This is a genomic window from Chryseobacterium salipaludis (assembly GCF_022968825.1).
Classification (GTDB): Bacteria; Bacteroidota; Bacteroidia; order Flavobacteriales; family Weeksellaceae; genus Kaistella; species Kaistella salipaludis.
This window is the reverse complement of sequence record NZ_JALHKS010000002.1, coordinates 447,826-467,490: the sequence shown is the minus strand read 5'-3', so window position 1 is coordinate 467,490 and position 19,665 is coordinate 447,826. Positions and strand designations below refer to the sequence as shown.

Below are 19,665 nucleotides of genomic sequence, written 5' to 3'. Positions count from 1 at the left end.
GATAAGATCGTTTTTAGCATTTTTTACAGAGGTTGCAATCAGTACAAATTTTTCCTCCCGGGTTGTTGGGCGCAAATTTAGGGGTTATTTCGCAGCGGCACAACATTATTTTGCTGCGATAAATCATTGAGGCTTAATGCCCACAAATTCTTTTGGTTCTTTATTATAATTCAACTGCTTTTCCAGGGAAGAGGAGATAAACGCGATCAGTTCATCCAGGATTTTCTGCTTGTACGTGGGTTTATAATAAATCATGGAAATCTCGCGGTACGGGAAAGGTTTGCGGAAACGCTTCACTTTTTCGCGCTGTTTTTCCGAAAGCTGTTCCACGGCAAGTTCCGGCAGGATACTGATACCGCCCAGCCGGTCTACCAGCTGTACCAGCGTATTAATATTCGAGGCGGTAAAATCCAGGTTTTTCGGCGTAGAAGTATTTTCCCGCAGTTCACAGATGTTTTCAAACTGGGTCCTCAGGCAGTTTCCTTCTTCCAGCAGCCAAACTTTGCGCACATCTATTTTTTCAGGAATCACGAAGCTGTCTTTCTTCTGTTCCTCGCTTTCTTCCGCCGTGTAAAGCATCAGCTCTTCATTGAAAAGAAAATCCTGATAAAATTCTTCAGCCGCGGCGTACGGTGTCGAAATAATTCCGGCATCAATTTCACCGGTTTTCAGGGCACGGATAATATTGTCGGTGGTGAGTTCTTTTACATTAAGCTCAATCCGCGGATGCTCCTGCAGGAAATTAAACAAGCTGGCCGGCAATACATATCCTGCCACCGTGGGAATAATTCCGAGATTTACTTTACCTGCCAGCACATTGTTCAGCGCATTGGCTTTGCTTTTTAAATCATTAATCGCATCAATGACTTTTTTTGCTTCTTCAATAATCTGCGCGCCCACATCGGTAGTACGAATGGGATGGGTGGTGCGGTCAAATACCTTGACATCCAGTTCGTCCTCAAATTTCTGAATCATGGCACTTAAAGTCGGCTGGGTTATAAAACAGGCCTGCGCAGCATTGCCGAAGTGCCGGTACTTATCAACGGCGATGAGATATTCGAGTTGCTGAATGTTCATAGATTATTTTTTCCTATGCCAAATATAGGTATTATCTCTTTAGGTGGTAATATATTCATATTCTGCTTTAAAATAAATGGAAAAGCCTGCAAAATCAGGACTCATAAACCTTTAAGTGGAAAATATTGTTTAATTTGCGGCACTATTTTTATAAAGTACTCCCAGTTATGACAAACGAGAACATTGTAATAGAAAGAGACGCGCGAACAGCCATCATCACCATCAACAGGCCAAAGAATCTGAATGCGCTGAATGCTGCGACGATTAAAGAAATAAGCACCGCCCTGGATATGCTATCCGCAGACGATAACTGCCGGGTCATCATCATAACCGGAAGCGGTGAAAAAGCGTTTGTTGCCGGAGCTGATATTAAGGAGTTTGCTGATTACAGTGTAGCCGAAGCCGAGCAACTGGCGCGTACCGGTCAGGATACTTTATTTAATAAAATTGAAAACATGAGCAAACCGGTGATTGCTGCAGTGAATGGTTTTGCCTTGGGCGGCGGCCTGGAGCTGGCACTGAGCTGCCATATCCGATACGCTTCAGATAATGCAAAACTGGGCCTGCCCGAAGTTACGCTGGGCCTCATTCCGGGCTACGGCGGAACCCAAAGGTTGCCAAAGCTGATTGGCAAAGGACTGGCTAATGAGATTATTTTCTCGGCTAAAATGATGGGCGCAGCACGCGCAAAGGAAATCGGTTTGGTGAATGAGGTCTTCAGCGCCGATGAACTACTGGATAAAACAAAAGAACTTGCCGCGCAGATTGCCGCCAATTCACCAATGGCGATTGCCAAAGCAATTGAGGCCGTAAACCAAAGTGATACGAAAGAAGGTTTTGAAACCGAAATCGCCTCTTTTGGTGCACTGTTCGGAATGAATGACAAGAAGGAAGGCGTGCAAGCTTTTCTGGAAAAAAGAAAACCCGCCTTTTAAAATGGCCAATACCACACTGCAACCGGAAGTTACCAAATTTGACCGCGCTTACCTGAGAATGGCGCAGGTGTGGGCACAACTTTCGCACTGCGAGCGCCGAAAAGTGGGCGCCATTATTGTGAAAGACCGGATGATTATTTCAGACGGGTACAACGGCACACCCTCCGGGTTTGAAAACTGCTGTGAAGATGAGAACGGCAAAACCTTGTGGTACGTGCTCCATGCAGAAGCAAATGCCATCCTGAAACTGTCGCGCTCCACGCAATCAGCGGAAGGTGCCACGCTTTATCTGACACTTTCCCCCTGCAAGGAGTGCAGCAAACTGATATTGCAGGCAGGCATCAGAAAGCTGGTGTATATTGATGAATATTCAGATGAAGACGGCATTGGTTTTCTGAAGAACCACGGCATCGAAGTGCTGAAAGTAACTGACCTTTAATTTCAAAAAAACACAACACAATGACCTGGGATGAAAAAATAACCGATTTCGAGAACTTTCTGAGATTTGAAAGAAACTTTTCCAATAATACGGTAGATGCGTATCTGCGTGATATCAAAAAACTGAAGGACTACGGCAGCATCGACCTGGAAGGCGTTGGTCCGCTGGATATTACCTTCGAGCATATTCAGGAATTCCTGTTTCAGTTTTCCAAAAAGAAGTTCAGTGAGCGCACACAGGCACGCTGGGTTTCTTCCATCAAAGCGTTTTTTAAATATCTGCAGGACGACGAACTCAGAAGCGATAATCCGGCTGCGCTGGTGGAAGGTCCGAAACTCGGCCTTTACCTCCCGGATACTTTAAGCTATGAAGATGTGGAGCGCATCATCAAAGCGATTGATATTTCCACCGATTTGGGCAAGCGGAACCAATGCATGATCGAGGTATTATACGGCTGTGGTCTGCGGGTTTCCGAATTGATTGATTTAAAGATTTCCAATATCAACTTTAAGGAACTGTACCTGAAAGTAGAAGGCAAGGGCGACAAAACACGGTTTGTTCCACTAGCTTTATACACGGCTCAGCTTATCCGCGAATACATCGATACGGTACGTTCTAATTATAAAATCAACAAAAAGTGCGAAGATATTTTGTTCCTGAACAGCCGCGGTTCTGCTATGTCCCGTGTGATCGTCTTCATTATCATTAAAGAACTTACGGAGAAAGCAGGCATCAGCAAGAAGATTTCCCCGCACACCTTCCGCCACTCTTTCGCCACACACTTGTTGCAGAATGGTGCAGACCTGCGGTATATCCAGGAAATGCTCGGCCACAGCAGCATCACGACCACGGAGATTTATACCCACCTTAAAAATGACGAACTGCGTGATGTGATCCTGAATTACCATCCCAGAAATATGGCTGAATGAAGCAACTCTCCTACTGCCCGCAATGCGGTGAAAAAACACTGACTTGGCAGGAGCCGAAAAAATGGTTCTGTCCCGAATGCCGGTTTACGCTCTATCATAATATGGCAGCGGCCGTGGCGGTCATCATCCGTTGCGAAGAGGAAATCTTTTTCACGCGCCGTAATCAGCAGCCGGGATTGGGAAAGCTTGATCTGGCCGGCGGCTTTGTAGATCCGCAGGAAACAGCAGAAGGTGCCTGTGCCCGGGAACTTTTTGAGGAATTGCAGTTGCAGGTGGATAAAAGCAATCTGCGCTACACCGGCAGTCATCCCAATGTGTATCAGTACAAAAACATTCCGTACCAGACGCTGGATTTATTCTTCGAGTATCGTGTTGCGGAGCGTTTTGCGGTGGATATGGAAACTTCAGAAATATCGGAAACCGTTTGGATTCCGGTGCAGGAAATTCAGACTGGCCAACTGGCGTTTGAATCCCAGCGATTATTCTTAAAAAAATACCTAAAGCTGTAATCATACCCGCTAAAGAAACGATGAAGGAACAAATCATCTACGAGGACAACCATTTGCTCATCATTAATAAAAAAACCGGACAGCTGGTGCAGGGCGATAAGACCGGCGATGCCTCGCTGCTGGAACTACTGAAAGACTTTATTAAAAAAAGAGACCAGAAACCGGGCAATGTGTTCCTGGGATTGGTGCACCGGATTGACCGGCCGACCTCGGGGCTGGTGATTTACGCTAAAACCTCCAAAGCACTCACGCGACTGACGCAGATGGTGAAGCATCGTGAAATTAAAAAGACCTACTGGGCAGTAACGACGCCTGCAGATATTCCGGCACAGCAAAGACTCGTGAATTACCTGCTGAAAAACGAGAAAAGCAATAAGTCCACCGTGTTCACCAAACCAACGCCGAATGCAAAAGAGGCCATCCTGAACTATCAACTTTTGAAGAAACTGGACAATTTCCAGTTGCTGGAAGTAGATCTGGAAACCGGCCGGCACCACCAGATCCGGGCGCAGTTATCCAAATTAGGAGCTCCGATCAAAGGCGACCTGAAATACGGCGCCCCGCGCTCCAATCCCGATGGCGGCATTCATCTGCATGCGCGGCAACTGAAGTTGATCCATCCCGTGACGAAAGAAGAACTGAAGGTGACAGCACCGGTTCCGGCAGGAGATGCGGTTTGGGCGGCGTGTGAAAGTTAATTTAAATTAAAATATTTTTAAAAAAATAAAATCCTCTTTTTGAATAAACAGAGGATTTCATTTTTCAGGTTACAATGTCTTTGGGGTTATACCGCCGTTGTCATTAGTTTCCATTGCAGGCAACATATTCGGATCTTCCTTTGCCAGCTTATTGCGGGTCGGAATTTTATAATTTACCGAAAGACCAAAAGTACGCGTATCGCTTTTGCTGTACAAAAAGACACTGTTGCCGGTCACCGGTGTGGAGTGCAGTTGGGTAGCCTGGGTATTAAACAGGTCGTTGCCGAAAACAGAAAGTGTAAGTTTATCATTCAGGAATTTCCGGGAGAAGGTCAGGTCGAAGCGCTCATTAAACGGCCGCTCTGATTCGAAATAATAGAATCCTGCCTTTTTTGAAAGCAAATTGTAGTTTGCAGTCATTTTCACCTGATACGGCAAGATCACCTGCGCCATCAGGTTTAGCACTTTCAGCCCTTTCGAATCTCTGCCCAAAATTTCATGTTTAATATAACCTGCATACACAAAAACAAAGTTGATTTTATCCGGGTTAAAATTCACTTTCATAATTTCACTCAGCGGTGTATTGAAAATCATAAAAGGGATCGGCATTCCTATATTGAAATTATGAATCCGCATATCCGGAATGTTCACCTGCTCACTTTTGATGACGTCGCCTTCGCGCGATAAGGACTGTGCGACCTGATTGTCAATCTGCGATACATTATAACCGATGAAGGCATAATCGAAAGCAGACACTTTCACCTCGAAATTATCATAAATAGTCGGTTGCAGATACGGGTTTCCCGATACGGTGGAATTCGGTCCGGCAAAGGTATTGTTGTTCGGGTTCAGCGCTGAGATGCTCGGCAGTGTAATTTTTTTGTTATAATTAAAGGCCAGATATACCTGGTTCATAAAATTATACTGAACACTGGCATTCGGGAAAAAACGAAATTTATTAAAAGGAATTAAAGCCGACTGCTGCAGCATCCCTTCATTATCCGTGAAGCGGGTAATACCGGAAATATCATAATTTTCGGCGCGGGTTCCCAGGGTAAAATCAAACTTGTTCAGTTTCGCCTGCAATTCCAGGTAGGAAGCAGCCGTATTGCGTTCATATTCCAGATTTGTGATGCCTTTACTGGACGTGTTGAACTGCTGATATTCATACAGACCGCCAAAACTTATTTTACCCTCATCCAGAAGCCGGAGCGGCTGGGAATAGTCCACCTTCAGATTGGAAACCTGCATCAAAGAACTGTTGTCCAGCAGCCTTCCCAAAGTCTGGTAGCCGCCTGCCATGGACTGATTATAAATATTATCCTGATAAAAGTCGTTATTGCTTCTGGTGTAGCCTGCCTGAAAGTCGAGTTTGCGGTTTTTATCATCAAAACGTTTTTGGTACGTCAGCACGCCTTCCTGGCGCAGGGAATTGGTTTTGGCGGCGTCCAAAGCTGTAAATTCGTTAATGATATTTCCCGGTAAAGCAAAGGAACCACTACTCAGGGTTTGGTTGTCATTATTATTCTGATAAACATCATAGTTCACCAGAAGTTTATCCATTCCCAGATCAAAAGTAAGTCCCGCTTTGGCAAAGGCGCCACGACCAATACGGTCTGTATCGGTAAACGCTAAATAATCCTGATTGCTGAACAGTTTGCTTTCGCGGTAGTTTTGACCTACGCGAAGTTGCCAGCCGAAGTATTTATTACGCGCATTCAGACTAAGCGAGTGGCTCGTGCGGCTGCGGAATTTGTCTTCATTGGTGAAAGAATAATTGCCGGAATAGGTTGCAGAAAGATACTTGAGTGCATTTTTATTCGTCACGATGTTCATAATAGCGCCGCCTGAGGAAGCCGGAAACTCGGCGCCGGGCTGGGTAATTACTTCGATCTTCTCAATGGAATTGGCGGGCATCCCTTCCAGAAAAGAAGTTAATTCATTGCTGGAAATATTCAGCGGCCGCCCGTTCAGATACACATCCAGCAGCTTTCCCTGGTACATCATGCCGGCCACGTCGGTGGCAATCAGGCCCGGCAGTTTTTTAATACCTTCCATAGCGGAACCGGTGTTCAGGTGCTCCTGCTCCGAGAAGTCAAAAATAGTGCGGTCCGCCTTCTGTTCTACCGCCTTTTTGGTTTTAACGATAACCACACCTTCGATGTCCTTTTCTTTCGTCCCTGAATTTTTATCCTGCTGTGCCAGAGCTGTCTGCGAGAAGAATAACGCGGCCACCACGAGCGGTACTTTATAATTCATATATCAACATTAAACCTATAAGACAACGGAAAGCTGGATTTGTTACAGAGTGGAAGGCATCTGCTGATAATAAATCAAGGCGGAAGCAGGTGCTTTTATAAAAATATCTGGCCTCTTTATTATAAAGCACAAAAAAAACCGCTCAGTCTCCTGAACGGTTTTCATATATCAAGTTAAAAACTTTTAAGCATTCGCGTTTTTCGCAGCTTCGGCAGCGATGAGGTTTAGCGCAGAGCCGGCCTTAAACCAGTCGATTTGTTGTGCGTTGTACGTGTGGTTCGTCAGGATGATATCCTTCGTTCCGTCCGCGTGTACCAGTTCAAGAGTCAATTGTTTCCCCGGAGCAAACTGGTCCAGATCAAGGAAGTTTACGGTGTCATCTTCCTGGAATTTATCGTAATCCTCTTCGTTCGCAAAGGTAAGTCCCAGCATTCCCTGCTTTTTCAGGTTGGTTTCGTGGATACGTGCAAAGGACTTCACCAGTACCGCTTTCACGCCCAGGTGTCTTGGTTCCATCGCGGCATGCTCGCGGGAAGAACCTTCACCGTAGTTCTGGTCACCCACTACGATGGTTGGGATTCCGGCAGCTTTGTAGGCTCTGGCGACGGCCGGAACTTCACCGTATTCGCCGGTCAGTCCGTTCTTCACCATGTTCGTTTCCATATTGTAGGCGTTGATCGCACCGATCAGCATGTTATTGGAAATGTTATCCAGGTGGCCACGGTACTTCAACCATGGACCCGCCATGGAGATGTGGTCAGTGGTACATTTACCAAAAGCTTTAATCAGCACTTTGGCACCGGTAATATTTTGTCCGTTCCAAGGCTCGAAGGGTTGCAACAGTTGCAGACGGTCAGAGTCAGGATTAACGATCACCTGGACGGAAGAACCATCATGAGACGGTGCCTGATATCCGTTATCATCTACGGCGAAACCTTTTGCCGGCAGTTCAAATCCGCGCGGTTCATCCAGCATTACCTGCTCACCTCTTTCGTTGGTCAGTGTATCGGTAATCGGGTTAAAATCCAGTCGGCCGGAGATCGCTACTGCCGCTACCATTTCCGGAGAGGCTACAAATGCGTGCGTGTTCGGGTTTCCGTCGGCACGTTTTGCAAAGTTTCTGTTGAAGGAATGAATAATGGAGTTTTTCTCTCCTTTTTCAGAACCTTCCCGATCCCACTGTCCGATGCATGGTCCGCAGGCATTGGTAAAGATTCGTGCATTTTCAAATTTGCGGAAGGAATCCAGGAAACCATCACGCTCGGCAGTAAATTTCACCTGCTCGGAACCCGGGTTCACCCCCAGAATTGCTTTTGGCTTCACACCTTTCGCAAAGGCATCTTCCACGATAGAAGCTGCACGGGAAAGGTCTTCGTAAGAGGAGTTGGTACATGAACCAATCAGCGCCCATTCCACTTCAATCGGCCAGCCGTTCGCTACCGCCTTTTCGTGGAAATCAGCCACAGGCGTCGCTAAATCCGGAGTGAAAGGTCCGTTGAGGTGCGGGGAAAGCACATCCAGATTAATTTCGATTACCTGGTCAAAATATTTTTCAGGTTCAGCATATACTTCTGCATCACCGGTTAAGTGTTCCGCGATCTGGTCTGCAGCATCCACCACATCTTGGCGGCCTGTCGCAGAAAGGTATCTGCGCATGGAATCATCATACCCGAAGGTAGAAGTGGTGGCACCGATTTCCGCACCCATGTTGCAGATGGTTCCTTTTCCGGTAGCAGAAAGAGATTCAGCCCCTTCACCGAAATATTCCACGATGCAGCCGGTTCCTCCTTTCACTGTCAGGATGCCTGCTACTTTCAGGATGATATCTTTTGCAGAAGTCCATCCGTTCAGCTTTCCGGTCAGTTTAATACCGATTAGTTTCGGCATTTTCAGTTCCCATGGCATTCCTGCCATCACGTCCACCGCATCGGCACCACCAACACCGATGGCCACCATTCCGAGTCCGCCGGCATTTACCGTATGAGAGTCAGTTCCAATCATCATTCCGCCCGGGAAGGCATAATTTTCCAGCACCACCTGGTGGATGATTCCGGCGCCCGGCTTCCAGAAACCGATCCCGTATTTATCGCATACTGAACTCAGGAAGTTGAACACCTCCGAGTTTTTATTCAAAGATTCCTGCAAGTCGCGCTCGGCACCTACTTTTGCCTGGATCAGGTGGTCAGCGTGGGCGGTACTTGGTACGGCAACTTTCGATTTTCCGGCCTGCATAAACTGCAGAAGCGCCATCTGGGCAGTTGCATCCTGCATTGCCACACGGTCCGGTGCAAAATCCACATAGGAATTCCCGCGTTCAAAGGCCTGGGTAGCATTCCCGTCCCAAAGGTGGGTGTACAGGATTTTTTCTGCCAGTGTCAGCGGTTTCCCCACAGCGGCACGCGCTGCCTCGATACGGGCGGGGTAACGCTCGTACACCTTCTTAATCATATCAATGTCGAAAGTCATATGCATTTATTTTTAAGTCAAAATTCAGAAACCCAAAATTACAAAATTTTTTAGCTTTGTTCCGTGTAAAGCGATACCGTTTCTGTATGGCAGCCATTTTTAAGTTCTATTTTTAACCGTTTTAAATAAGAAACTGTATTTTGATTGGAGCGAGGGTTCCTTTATAAAAATTACGCTTTGGCTGAACTGCCTTTAATTTTAATGATCAAATAGGAAACCTCTTCTGCTGTTCTTAATTTTTCAATTTTAACTTTTAAAAAAATTACCGCTCCTATACTCATGTTCAGATATTTATTGATATTGCTTTTCAGTTCTTTATTGCAGGCGCAGAATATGACAGATGCTCCGCCAACCTTGAAGGTAAAAACAGAGGAAATAAAAAAGCATCATGTTGAAGTTCCAGACCGTATTCCTAAAAAACTGAACGGGCTTTTTGGTTTTTCAGACCAATCCGGTAAGATGATGATCCCGGCAGAGTACAGCAATGTCGGCTTCTTCACCGAGGATTGCAACCTGCTCAATTCTCCGTCGGCCGCCGTGCGCAAATACGGAACTGCTGAATACGCCTCGGTCCGCTACCGCGGAGAAGACTATCGGATTGACAAAAAGGGGAAACGCGTCTATCATTTTAAAGACAAAGACCTAGGGCAGTGCCCTTCCCAATTCCGCGCCCAGCTGTTTCACGCTTATATTATGGGTAAAATGTACGGAATTATCGAAGATGCAAAATTTGATAATCCCTATGATTACCGGCAGTTCACGATTTACCCGCAGTATGAATACCTCCACATTCTGGAAGGCGATGATTTGGAAAACCCGATGATCATTGCCGTGCGCAATAATAAGTTTGGTGTGATTGATATCCACCAGCGCATCATTATCCCGTTTGTATACAATGACATCAAAAGAAATTACAGCTGGAAACTGGCCCGCCTTTTCGAAGTAAGCGACAATGGCCGCGACTATTATTTTGTGGACCAATACAACCGCGCGTATTAATCCAAAAAGAAGTCGTACTTTTGCCGCCAGAAATTAAAGGGGTGCTGTAACAGGCTGAGATGATACCCGATGAACCTGGAACAGGTAATGCTGTTTAGGGAAACTTAATGAGGTAATTTTAGAAATTTGGAAGTGCAACGCGCTGCATTTTTAAATTAAAAGATTTCACATTAAAACATTGTTAATCACCCCTTTTATTCTATTAATTAATATTAAAAAAATTAAAGAATGAAAGGATTTATTTTTTTAGGGCTGTTGTCAGCTCCGTTCTATCTGGCGCAAACTACCGCGCAGGATTCTGTGAAAACACAGAACATCGAAGCTATTACCTTTTTGCGGCGATTACCGGTTACCAAAGAAATCATTAACGTTGAAAAAGACCTGGGGCGTAAAAATCTGGGCGAAGATTTGCCCGTGCTGCTCAAGAATCAGATGTCGGTTATTTCTACATCCGATGCCGGCAACGGGATTGGCTACACCGGTCTTCGCATCCGGGGTGTCAGCGCAAGAGGAATTAATGTAATGCTGAACGGTATTCCGTACAACGACAGCGAATCGCAGGGAACCTTCTTCGTCAACGTGCCGGATATCACCAGCTCAGCCTCCCAGATTGTCATTCAGCGCGGGGTGGGAACTTCTTCCAATGGCGTTTCTTCATTTGGGGCGAGTGTAAATATTCTCTCGAAAGACCCGGAGGAAACGTTTTATCTAAAGACCGATGACAGCTATGGCTCCTTTAATACCTACAAGTATTCGGCGGAAGCCGGCACGGGAAAATTCTGGAACAACCGCCTTTCGGCGATGGGTCGTTTCACGCACATCCACTCCGATGGGTATATCGACCGCGCTTTTTCAGATCTGAATTCCTATCATTTTGCGGCATTGTTTGAGGAGAATAAAACCAGACTGAAACTGATGACTTTTGGCGGGAAAGAAAAAACCTACCAGGCCTGGAATGGAGTGGATAAAGCAACATGGGAAACCAATCCGACGTTTAATTATTCAGGCGCCATCTATAATAGTGACTGGAGTGAAATTGTTGATTTTTATGACAACGAAACAGATAATTACCGTCAGAACCATTATCATTTATTGTGGCAGCAGGACCTGAATCCCAACTGGAATCTGGAAACAACGTTCCACTATACGCGGGGTAAAGGTTTTTATGAAAACTACAAACAGGACGCTAAGTTCTCCAAGTACAATCTTGCAGATATAACAGTAAATGGCAACCCCGTAAAGCGCACCGATTTCATCCGTAAAAAGTGGCTGGACAATCATTTCTACGGCGCGGTTTCTACTCTGTACGGAAAACTCAATAACTGGGATGTAAACCTGGGACTGGTGGCAAATCAGTACACCGGCGCACACTTCGGAAATGTAACCGGCGTGTACTTTCCGGAGATTCATGAACACGAATATTACCGCAATGATGCCCTGAAAACGGAGTTGGCAGGTTTTGCCAAGTTTATTGTTAATGTAAATCAATGGGAATTTTTCGGTGACCTGCAATTAAGAAACATTGATTACAGCACCGAAATCATTCAGGCCGGTGATGGTGAAGGAATTGATCTTGATAAAAACTGGCTGTTCTTCAACCCCAAAGCCGGTGTGAATTACCGAATTCCCGGCGGGAAACTGTTTTTGTCAGCAGCTGTTGCACAGCGCGAGCCCAACCGGCAGGATTTAAAAGACAACCTCAATACCGTTGCTGAAAAATTATATGATTATGAAGCAGGTTTCGAAAAGAACATTGGTAAAGTTTCGTTGTCCGCTAACCTATTTTATATGGATTACATCAATCAGCTTGTACTAAGCGGAAAGCTGGATGACATTGGGGTGCCGATTCGCGAAAATATCGGCAAGACGTACAGAATGGGGGCGGAAATTGGAGCTGCCGCCGCCGTGTTACCGTGGTTGAATCTCACCGGAAACGTAACCATAAGCGAAAATAAGATTAAAAAATACACCGCAGAACGCACCATTGATAATCCTGCCAATCCGGGGACGCAAATTACCGTTACCGAAAATCTGGGCGGACAGAAATTATCTTTTTCCCCCGGTGTTACTGCCAATCTGCTGCTTGATTTCCAGCTGGCTAAAAACTTCAGTGTAGGACTGCAAAATCAGTATGTCGGCACCCAGTATCTGGATAATTCCAACCGCGAAGAACTGAAACTTCAGGATTATGTTTTGTCGGACCTGTCTGCGCAATACCTGCTCCCGCTTCGCAAAACGGATGTTACGCTGAAACTTTTGGTAAACAATATCCTCAACCAGAAGTACGTGAACAATGGCTTTGCGGATGGTATTAATCCGTATTATTTCGCACAGGCCGGAACCAACTTTATGTTTGGGCTCAGCCTTAAATTTAAATAACCCACAGGACACATTCAATAACACTCAGGAAGAACCGCTTGCAAAGGCGGTTTTTCTTGTATTGATAAACTCAGTCAAAAAACATAAATTTGCTGCCGTATGAATTTTTCTCAAATCCTTCTGGAATATCTTAAAAAACAGGGCAGTGTGTGCCTGGCAAGCTTCGGGACTTTTTCCCTGCAAACCACTCCTGCGGCGCTGGATGCAGAAGGTAAGAGCCTGCTGCCACCGGGAATGCAGATTTCCTTCCGGCCGGACTGCGAAACCACAGATACCGCTTTTCTGCAGTTCATTTCAGGCGAGAAGAGCCTGACACTTTCTGAAGCCGCGCTTTTTGTGCGCCAGCAAACCGGCTACTGGAATGCAGCACTGGAAAAAGATAAAACACTTATCATTCAAGAGCTCGGTACTTTTTACCTCGAGGACAGTCATCTTCATTTTAAAGGAAACCGGGTAGAAGCTGCTTCGCCAGCCTTTTTTGGCCTGGAAGAAATTAATCTGTCCGAAGTTCGCAGCACACGGAAATCCGGCAGTTCTTATGGATTTGGTAAAGTATTGCTCTGGACAGTCATCGTTGCGGGCCTGGCTGCCGCCATTGCTTATTTCACGGTGATGCAACCGGAACTGCTTTTCGGCAAAAAATCTTTTGAATCCGTCCCGCCGGCACCACAGGTGGCAACCCCGGTCGTTCAGGACACGCTAAAAACAGATACCCTTTCCCTCATTCAGGATTCAGCTGCCGTTGATTCCACCGCAGTGGCAACACCTGCCAAAAAGTGGAAACCTAAAAAGAAAAAATGGAAAAAATAAAAAAAGCCTCAGCATCGCTCACGGTGATGACCAATATCGTTTTGCCCAATGAAACCAACTCTTTGCGCAACCTTTTCGGCGGTGAACTGCTTGCCAAGATGGACCGTTGCGCTTCCATTTCCGCAGCGCGCCATTGCGAGCGCCGGGTGGTAACTGCTTCTGTGAATCACGTTTCTTTTAATCATCCGATTCCGGAGGGCGGCATCGTCGTGCTGGAATCCAAAGTTTCCCGCGCCTTTTCCACCTCGATGGAAATTTATGTGGATGTGTGGCTGGATGATCCTATTAGCCAAAAGAAAATTCACACCAACGAAGGGATTTATACTTTCGTAGCCGTGGACGAATACAACCGCCCGATTCCTATTCCGCGCATGGAACCGGAAACCGAAGAAGAAATACAGCGATTTGAAGCAGCACTGCGCCGCAAAGAACTTTCACTTATTCTCTCCGGACGCATGAAAGCGGCAGATTCGGTTGAACTTAAAAAACTCTTCGGAAGTAATTAACACCTATGAAAGTCCTGCTGCTGGACCGCAACCATCCGCTGATTACGGAGCAACTTACCGACCGGGGCTTTACGCTGGATGAAGCGTACGATTTGCCTTATGAGGAAGTTTGCCAGATCATCGGCGAATATGAAGGCATCATTATCCGCAGCCGCATTCCGGTCAATAAAAATTTGCTGGAACATGCAACACAACTGAAATTTATTGCACGCGTCGGTGCCGGAATGGAAAACATCGATGTGGCGTACGCGAAAGAACGAAACATTGCCCTGATTAATTCTCCGGAAGGCAACCGCGACGCCGTGGCAGAGCAGGTCGTGGGAATGCTCCTGATTTTGATGAACCGCCTTTTTATTGCGGCGCAGGAAGTAAAGAACGGAATCTGGAGACGGGAAGAGAACCGCGGAGATGAATTGTGCGGCAAAACCGTGGGGCTTATCGGGTATGGAAATATGGGCAAAGCAACCGCCCGCCGACTTTCCGGCTTTGGGTGCAAGGTTATCTTTTATGATATCCTGCCGGATCTGGGAGATGCATTTGCAACTCAGGTAAGCCTGGAAGAATTGCAGCAGTGCGCAGAGATCATCAGCCTTCATATCCCGATTACACCGGAAACGCATCATCTCATTGATGAAAACTTTATTGCCGGGATGGCTCAGCCTTTCTATCTGGTGAATACCGCCCGCGGAAAGAATGTAAAAAGCAGCGCGCTCGTCAGTGCCATTAAAGAAGGGAAAGTAAAAGGTGCTGCGCTGGATGTATTGGAGTTTGAAAAAGCTTCTTTCGAAAATGTAGAAGTTAAAAACAGTGACCTGGAATTTATGCTTCAGTCCGATAAGTGCCTGATTACGCCACACATCGCCGGTTGGACGGCGCAAAGCAAAATAAAACTCGCCCAGTTCATCGTCGATAAAATCCTGCAGTCCTTCGCTCCGTCGAAACCATAACCGCTGTCTGCGGCGTCGGAATTTTCTTAAAAAACCCTTACCTTGCGCTTCCTTTCGATAAAGTTAGCTGAATGAAATTTTTCCTGCCCTGTCTTTTTACGGTTTTTATATGTGTAAGTTCCTGTTCTGATAAAGCTGAAAAACCCGAAGAGAAAACCTCAGGCCTGCCGGATTACAGTCATGTTGAAGTCGATAAACTGTACGCCAAAGAGGATACACGGCTGCAAAACGAAGATTCAATTCTTTCTGTCTTAGACCAGTATTATACTCAGATTTGGGAAAAAGGAAATCTCTGGGGCGGCTTTCTTGTTGCAAAGGGTGACCGCATTCTGTACGAAGGATATCGGGGATATGCCCAGGCGGACAGCACCGATGCCATTACGGCGCAAACTCCCCTGCATGTAGCGTCTGTTTCAAAAACCATCACCTCGATGACGGTGCTGAGACTCGTGGAAGCGGGCAAGATTAAACTGGAGGAACCGCTCACTACATACTTTGATAATTTCCCGTATCCGGAAGTAACGGTCCGCTCTCTTTTAACGCAGCGAAGCGGCCTGCCCAAGTATGAACATTTTATTGATAAGATTGATAAAGACGCACCGGAACTGACCAAAGATTACCTAACCAATACGGATGTGCTCAACATGCTGATCAAGTACCATCCGGACGCGGCTCGCACAGCCAATACAGGTTTCATGTACTGCAATACCAATTATGCCCTGCTCGCTTCACTGGTCGAACGGGTGACAAAAACTTCCTTTCCTGAAGCCGTGAAAGAAATTGTTTTCGAACCGCTGGGTATGAAGAACAGTTATGTTCTGCAGCGCGAAGACCTGGATTCTGCCGCGAAATCTTTTTTCCAGCGCGGACCCAAAGTGTATCCGTACGACCGCCTTGATTTAATTTATGGTGACAAGAATGTGTACACCACACCACGCGATTTGCTGCGTTTCTCGAATGCACTGTACGCCAAGAACTTTCTGCCGGCAGAACTTAAAGAGAAAATTTTTGAGCCGTACAGTAATGAAAAGCCCGGCGTAAATAATTACGGACTGGGTTTTCGCATGAAAATTTTCGGACCGGACCAGAAACTCACCTATCATAATGGTTGGTGGCACGGCAGCAACTCGGTGTTTGCGCATTTGCTGAAATCCGAGGTGACGATTATTGCTATTGGCAACAAGTATTCTTCGCGCGTGTACACTGCGCTCGCCTTATCCGGGCTTTTTGAAGATTTCCCGGCGGAACGCGAGAAACTGATAAAGGACCTGAACCAGGGAACGGCTACTGCGCTTATTACGGATGATTATAGCCAATAAAAAAATGTAATTTTGCACAAATCCGTTGTATGAAAAGATGGCTTTGGCTGTTACTCGCTCTCGTGACCGTGGTTTCCTGCGCCCGTGTCGGTTCTCCCGTTGGTGGTGTGCGCGATACGATTCCGCCAAGAGTTACCGGTACCAATATTGACAGTCCGCGCATCAATGTACCACGCGATATCCGTGAACTGCGCATCGATTTTGATGAATATATTACGCTGAAAGAAATTAACCGCCAGCTGGTAATTTCCCCGCCGATCGAACGCATCACGAAAATCCTGCCTGCCGGTCTTGCCAATAAATATCTGCTCATTCGCTGGAATGACACTTTGCAGGCAAACACGACCTACAATTTCAACTTCGGGAATGCCATTGTGGATAATAATGAAAACAATCCGCTGGCGTATTACAACTTTGCTTTCTCCACCGGCCCGGCCATTGACAGCCTTTATATTTCAGGCGAAGCTGTTCGCTTATTTCCGGAAAAAGCCGCAAGTGCTGAAAAGAAAGGAATTGTGATCGGGTTATATCAGGAAAAAGATTCAATGAACTTCCGGCAGAAACCTTACTACTTAACCAAAGCGGATGATGATGGTTATTTTGAACTGAATTATTTGTCGCCGGGCACCTACCGCCTGCTGGCGTTCGAGGATGAAAATGCAAATTCAGTTTATGACGCCGAAAAAGAAGCTGTTGCTTTCTTAAAGAAACCGATTGAGCTTACCAAAAGTATCTCCGGTCTGCCCCTGCAGCTGGCACCCTCCCGAAAAAGTGTGAAATACCTGGAGATGAAAGAAGCACCCGGCGGTATTCTGATCACATTCCAGGGACGGCCGGATTCCATCAGCGTAGCGCCTCTAAATCCCAAATTAAAAGATTATAAAATAACGCATCGTAAAAACTCAGACTCTGCATACATCTGGTTTGATGCCGCACGGCAACAAATAGGCACGGAGATTTCGGAAAACCTCAGATTCCGGATGACCGCCGGGAACAAAAGCGATACCGTATCCACGGCTTACCGCTATAATACGAAAAACGAAATGACACTTGCCAATAGCGGTGGCAATTTGCTGGCGCCCGGACGCAAACTGGTGCTGACATCCAATTATTATATTGAAAAAATCACGCCCGAAAAATGGACACTGGTTTCAGACAGTACTGCACAAAATTTTCAGGCTGAGATCACCGACGATGGTTTCGGAATTACTGTTACATCAGCTTTTAAAGAAGGACAAAAATACCAGCTGACCGTGCCGAAAGAAACCGTTGCTTCTTTTTATGAAAGTATTGCCAAATCCTACCGTTTTGATTTTACGGCAGATAAAACAGAAAGCTACGGCGATTTCCTTTTAACCCTGAAAAATAAGCCTGAACATCCGTTCTGGGTGGAACTCGTTCGGGACAATGGTGAGGTTGCTTACTCTGTGTACGGTACGCAGGAAACCATTAATTTTAATACATTAAAACCGGGAAAATATCAGCTGCGGATCCTGGAAGATACTAATGAAAACAGGCTGTGGGATGCGGCAGACTTCGGCACATTGGCTTTTGCCGAGCCGGTATATTTATTTGAAAAGACAGTAGAAGTGCGGCCGTTGTGGGAAATACGTGAGACCTGGGATTTAAACAGCAAGAACGCGCAGCTTACCCCCAAAGAGGAAACCGCCGGCGCGCAGCAGCTCCCTTTAAATGAAGAAAAGAAAGAATGAAGACGTTTCTGAATATTGTATACTGGTTCATCGTGGTGGCAGCTTTAATCCAATTTATACCGGTAGACCGCACCAATAAACCGGTGAAAAAGAATGAAGATTTTGTGCAGGTACTGGCCACACCGCCGGCAGTTCGTGAAGTTTTAAAAAAAGCCTGCTACGATTGCCATTCCAATGAAACGGTTTATCCGGATTATGCCTATGTAGCACCAATTTCCTGGTCCATCAAACACCACATTAATGAAGGACGGGAACACCTGAATCTTTCTGAATGGGGCACCTACAATCCCGACCTGCAGAAAAGCATGCTTCAAAACTCGGTGACCACCATCCGGAATTATACCATGCCGATGCCGGGTTATATTGCTCAACATCCGGAAGCCAACCTCACGCAGGCAGAAAGAGCCCTGCTTACCGGCTATTTTGAAGTACTCCTGAAGAAAGGAACATATTAATTCATTAAGAATAAAAAAAAGAAAACGCAGTTACCAATGCCGGCAACTGCGTTTTTAATTTTATAAACAATCGTATTACTGCTGTCTCATCTTGGGCCGCTGGAAAATGGACATCAGCACGCCGGCTAACAAACCGATGGTCTTTACAATTGCCAGTTGCGAATCGGGACGCATGAACGCACCCACTATGCACAGCCCGGCGGCCATATACATCGGATAGACGAAATTTTTGTTCATAAAAGTAGGCGCCTGGAGGAAGAAGCTTGCGCCGATCAGAATGTAAAACATCCGCTGATACAGAAACTCATTCACCTCCGGCGAAAAAACATTAAAAAACCCGGCAATGATGCAGACGATGGCACCGAGGGATAAGATACCCTGCAGGGTAGTTGTGTTCATATTCATAGTTAGTAACTTTCTTTTTCGTTCGGGAAATCACCGCTCCGCACATCCTGCACGAAGCTTGACACTGCACTGGTAATTTCCGTGTATAAATCCAGATAACGGCGCAGGAATTTAGGCGAAAAGCCCTGGTTCATGCCCACCATATCGTGGTACACCAGCACCTGACCATCGCAGCCGGCACCGGCACCAATGCCAATAGTCGGTATTGAAATATGCTCCGACACTTTTTTTGCCAGATCCGCCGGAATTTTTTCCAGGACCAGTGCGAAACAGCCCAGTTCTTCCAGAAGTTTGGCATCGCTCAGCAGCTTTTCAGCTTCGGAGGTGTCCTTGGCGCGCACCTTATATGTTCCGAACTGATAAATGGATTGCGGCGTGAGGCCCAAATGTCCCATCACCGGGATCCCAGCCTGCACAATTTTGGTGATGGAATGTTCGATTTCTTTTCCGCCTTCAATTTTAACCGCATGCGCTCCGCCTTCTTTCATCATGCGTACTGCAGACTCCAGCGCTTTTTCGGAATTACTCTGATAGCTGCCAAAAGGCAAATCCGCAATTACCAGTGCCCGGCTGATGCCGCGGGATACGCATTGGGTGTGGTAAATCATCTGGTCCAGCGTGATCGGGAGTGTCGTTTCATGTCCGGCCATCACATTGGCGGCAGAGTCACCAATCAGAACGGCATCCACGCCACCGGCGTCCACCATTTTCGCTGTCGTAAAATCATATGCCGTCAGCATAGAGATTTTCTGGCCATCGTCCTTCATTTTACGGAGGGTTTCGGTGGTCACTTTTTTTATTTCTGAATGTACAGACATAGA

At 46.3% G+C, this 19,665-nt stretch carries 18 protein-coding genes; 13 read left to right on the top strand and 5 right to left on the bottom strand.

Features of this window, described 5'->3' with window-relative positions:
- Nucleotides 1-123: 123 nt before the first annotated feature.
- The gene (locus MVI27_RS04925) at nt 124-1,077 is read right to left on the bottom strand and encodes a hydrogen peroxide-inducible genes activator (RefSeq protein WP_246959593.1); all 954 of its coding nucleotides are present in this window, start codon (nt 1,075-1,077) and stop codon (nt 124-126) included.
- Between the two features lie 167 nt (nt 1,078-1,244).
- Here MVI27_RS04925 and MVI27_RS04920 point away from each other — a divergent pair, with 167 nt between their 5' ends.
- The 5 genes from MVI27_RS04920 to MVI27_RS04900 are packed head-to-tail and all read left to right on the top strand — an operon-like array spanning nt 1,245 to nt 4,587.
- Nucleotides 1,245-2,012 carry an enoyl-CoA hydratase/isomerase family protein gene (locus MVI27_RS04920; protein ID WP_246959591.1) on the top strand — a complete coding sequence of 256 codons (768 nt, stop codon included), beginning with the start codon at nt 1,245-1,247 and terminating at the stop codon, nt 2,010-2,012.
- A gap of 1 nt (nt 2,013) precedes the next feature.
- Nucleotides 2,014-2,451 (top strand): deoxycytidylate deaminase, encoded by a 438-nt coding sequence (locus MVI27_RS04915; protein WP_246959589.1) that lies wholly within the window; start codon nt 2,014-2,016, stop codon nt 2,449-2,451.
- A 20-nt stretch (nt 2,452-2,471) separates the two neighbouring features.
- On the top strand, nt 2,472-3,380 hold the full coding sequence (gene xerD, locus MVI27_RS04910; RefSeq protein ID WP_246959587.1) for a site-specific tyrosine recombinase XerD: 909 nt from the start codon (nt 2,472-2,474) through the stop codon (nt 3,378-3,380).
- A complete protein-coding gene (locus tag MVI27_RS04905) occupies nt 3,377-3,889 on the top strand; it encodes an NUDIX domain-containing protein (RefSeq protein WP_246959585.1) in 513 nt (170 codons plus the stop codon). Before xerD ends, MVI27_RS04905 begins: the two co-directional genes overlap by 4 nt.
- A 20-nt stretch (nt 3,890-3,909) precedes the next feature.
- Nucleotides 3,910-4,587, top strand: a complete 678-nt coding sequence (locus tag MVI27_RS04900; RefSeq protein WP_246959583.1) for an RluA family pseudouridine synthase — start codon at nt 3,910-3,912, stop codon at nt 4,585-4,587.
- 69 nt (nt 4,588-4,656) lie between these two features.
- Here MVI27_RS04900 and MVI27_RS04895 read toward each other — a convergent pair whose 3' ends face one another.
- Together MVI27_RS04895 and MVI27_RS04890 are read right to left on the bottom strand one after the other, a co-directional pair.
- Complete coding sequence (locus tag MVI27_RS04895) at nt 4,657-6,846, bottom strand: outer membrane beta-barrel protein (protein WP_246959582.1); 2,190 nt, start codon at nt 6,844-6,846, stop codon at nt 4,657-4,659.
- Nucleotides 6,847-7,029: 183 nt separating this feature from the next.
- Nucleotides 7,030-9,312 carry an aconitate hydratase gene (locus MVI27_RS04890; protein WP_246959580.1) on the bottom strand — a complete coding sequence of 761 codons (2,283 nt, stop codon included), beginning with the start codon at nt 9,310-9,312 and terminating at the stop codon, nt 7,030-7,032.
- Between the two features lie 279 nt (nt 9,313-9,591).
- Between MVI27_RS04890 and MVI27_RS04885 the strand changes: the two genes are divergently transcribed.
- The 8 genes from MVI27_RS04885 to MVI27_RS04850 all read left to right on the top strand — a co-directional run bounded on the left by MVI27_RS04885 (nt 9,592) and on the right by MVI27_RS04850 (nt 18,439).
- Complete coding sequence (locus MVI27_RS04885; protein WP_246959578.1) at nt 9,592-10,311, top strand: WG repeat-containing protein; 720 nt, start codon at nt 9,592-9,594, stop codon at nt 10,309-10,311.
- A gap of 228 nt (nt 10,312-10,539) precedes the next feature.
- The gene (locus MVI27_RS04880) at nt 10,540-12,690 is read left to right on the top strand and encodes a TonB-dependent receptor (protein ID WP_246959577.1); all 2,151 of its coding nucleotides are present in this window, start codon (nt 10,540-10,542) and stop codon (nt 12,688-12,690) included.
- A 99-nt stretch (nt 12,691-12,789) separates the two neighbouring features.
- Nucleotides 12,790-13,500, top strand: a complete 711-nt coding sequence (locus MVI27_RS04875) for a hypothetical protein (protein ID WP_246959575.1) — start codon at nt 12,790-12,792, stop codon at nt 13,498-13,500.
- Nucleotides 13,488-14,006: an acyl-CoA thioesterase gene (locus MVI27_RS04870; RefSeq protein ID WP_246959573.1), complete on the top strand. Its 519-nt coding sequence runs from the start codon at nt 13,488-13,490 to the stop codon at nt 14,004-14,006. The genes MVI27_RS04875 and MVI27_RS04870 overlap by 13 nt, the downstream gene beginning before the upstream one ends.
- Before the next feature lie 5 nt (nt 14,007-14,011).
- On the top strand, nt 14,012-14,953 hold the full coding sequence (locus MVI27_RS04865; RefSeq protein WP_246959571.1) for an NAD(P)-dependent oxidoreductase: 942 nt from the start codon (nt 14,012-14,014) through the stop codon (nt 14,951-14,953).
- Nucleotides 14,954-15,024: 71 nt separating this feature from the next.
- The gene (locus tag MVI27_RS04860; protein WP_246959569.1) at nt 15,025-16,272 is read left to right on the top strand and encodes a serine hydrolase domain-containing protein; all 1,248 of its coding nucleotides are present in this window, start codon (nt 15,025-15,027) and stop codon (nt 16,270-16,272) included.
- A gap of 29 nt (nt 16,273-16,301) precedes the next feature.
- Complete coding sequence (locus MVI27_RS04855; protein WP_246959567.1) at nt 16,302-17,984, top strand: Ig-like domain-containing domain; 1,683 nt, start codon at nt 16,302-16,304, stop codon at nt 17,982-17,984.
- Nucleotides 17,981-18,439: a heme-binding domain-containing protein gene (locus tag MVI27_RS04850; RefSeq protein WP_246959565.1), complete on the top strand. Its 459-nt coding sequence runs from the start codon at nt 17,981-17,983 to the stop codon at nt 18,437-18,439. The genes MVI27_RS04855 and MVI27_RS04850 overlap by 4 nt, the downstream gene beginning before the upstream one ends.
- Nucleotides 18,440-18,514: 75 nt before the next feature.
- Here the strand turns inward: MVI27_RS04850 and MVI27_RS04845 are convergent, their stop codons facing one another.
- Together MVI27_RS04845 and panB are read right to left on the bottom strand one after the other, a co-directional pair.
- Complete coding sequence (locus MVI27_RS04845; RefSeq protein WP_246959563.1) at nt 18,515-18,838, bottom strand: hypothetical protein; 324 nt, start codon at nt 18,836-18,838, stop codon at nt 18,515-18,517.
- Between the two features lie 8 nt (nt 18,839-18,846).
- Nucleotides 18,847-19,662 carry a 3-methyl-2-oxobutanoate hydroxymethyltransferase gene (panB, locus tag MVI27_RS04840; protein ID WP_246959562.1) on the bottom strand — a complete coding sequence of 272 codons (816 nt, stop codon included), beginning with the start codon at nt 19,660-19,662 and terminating at the stop codon, nt 18,847-18,849.
- Between the last annotated feature and the right edge of the window lie 3 nt (nt 19,663-19,665).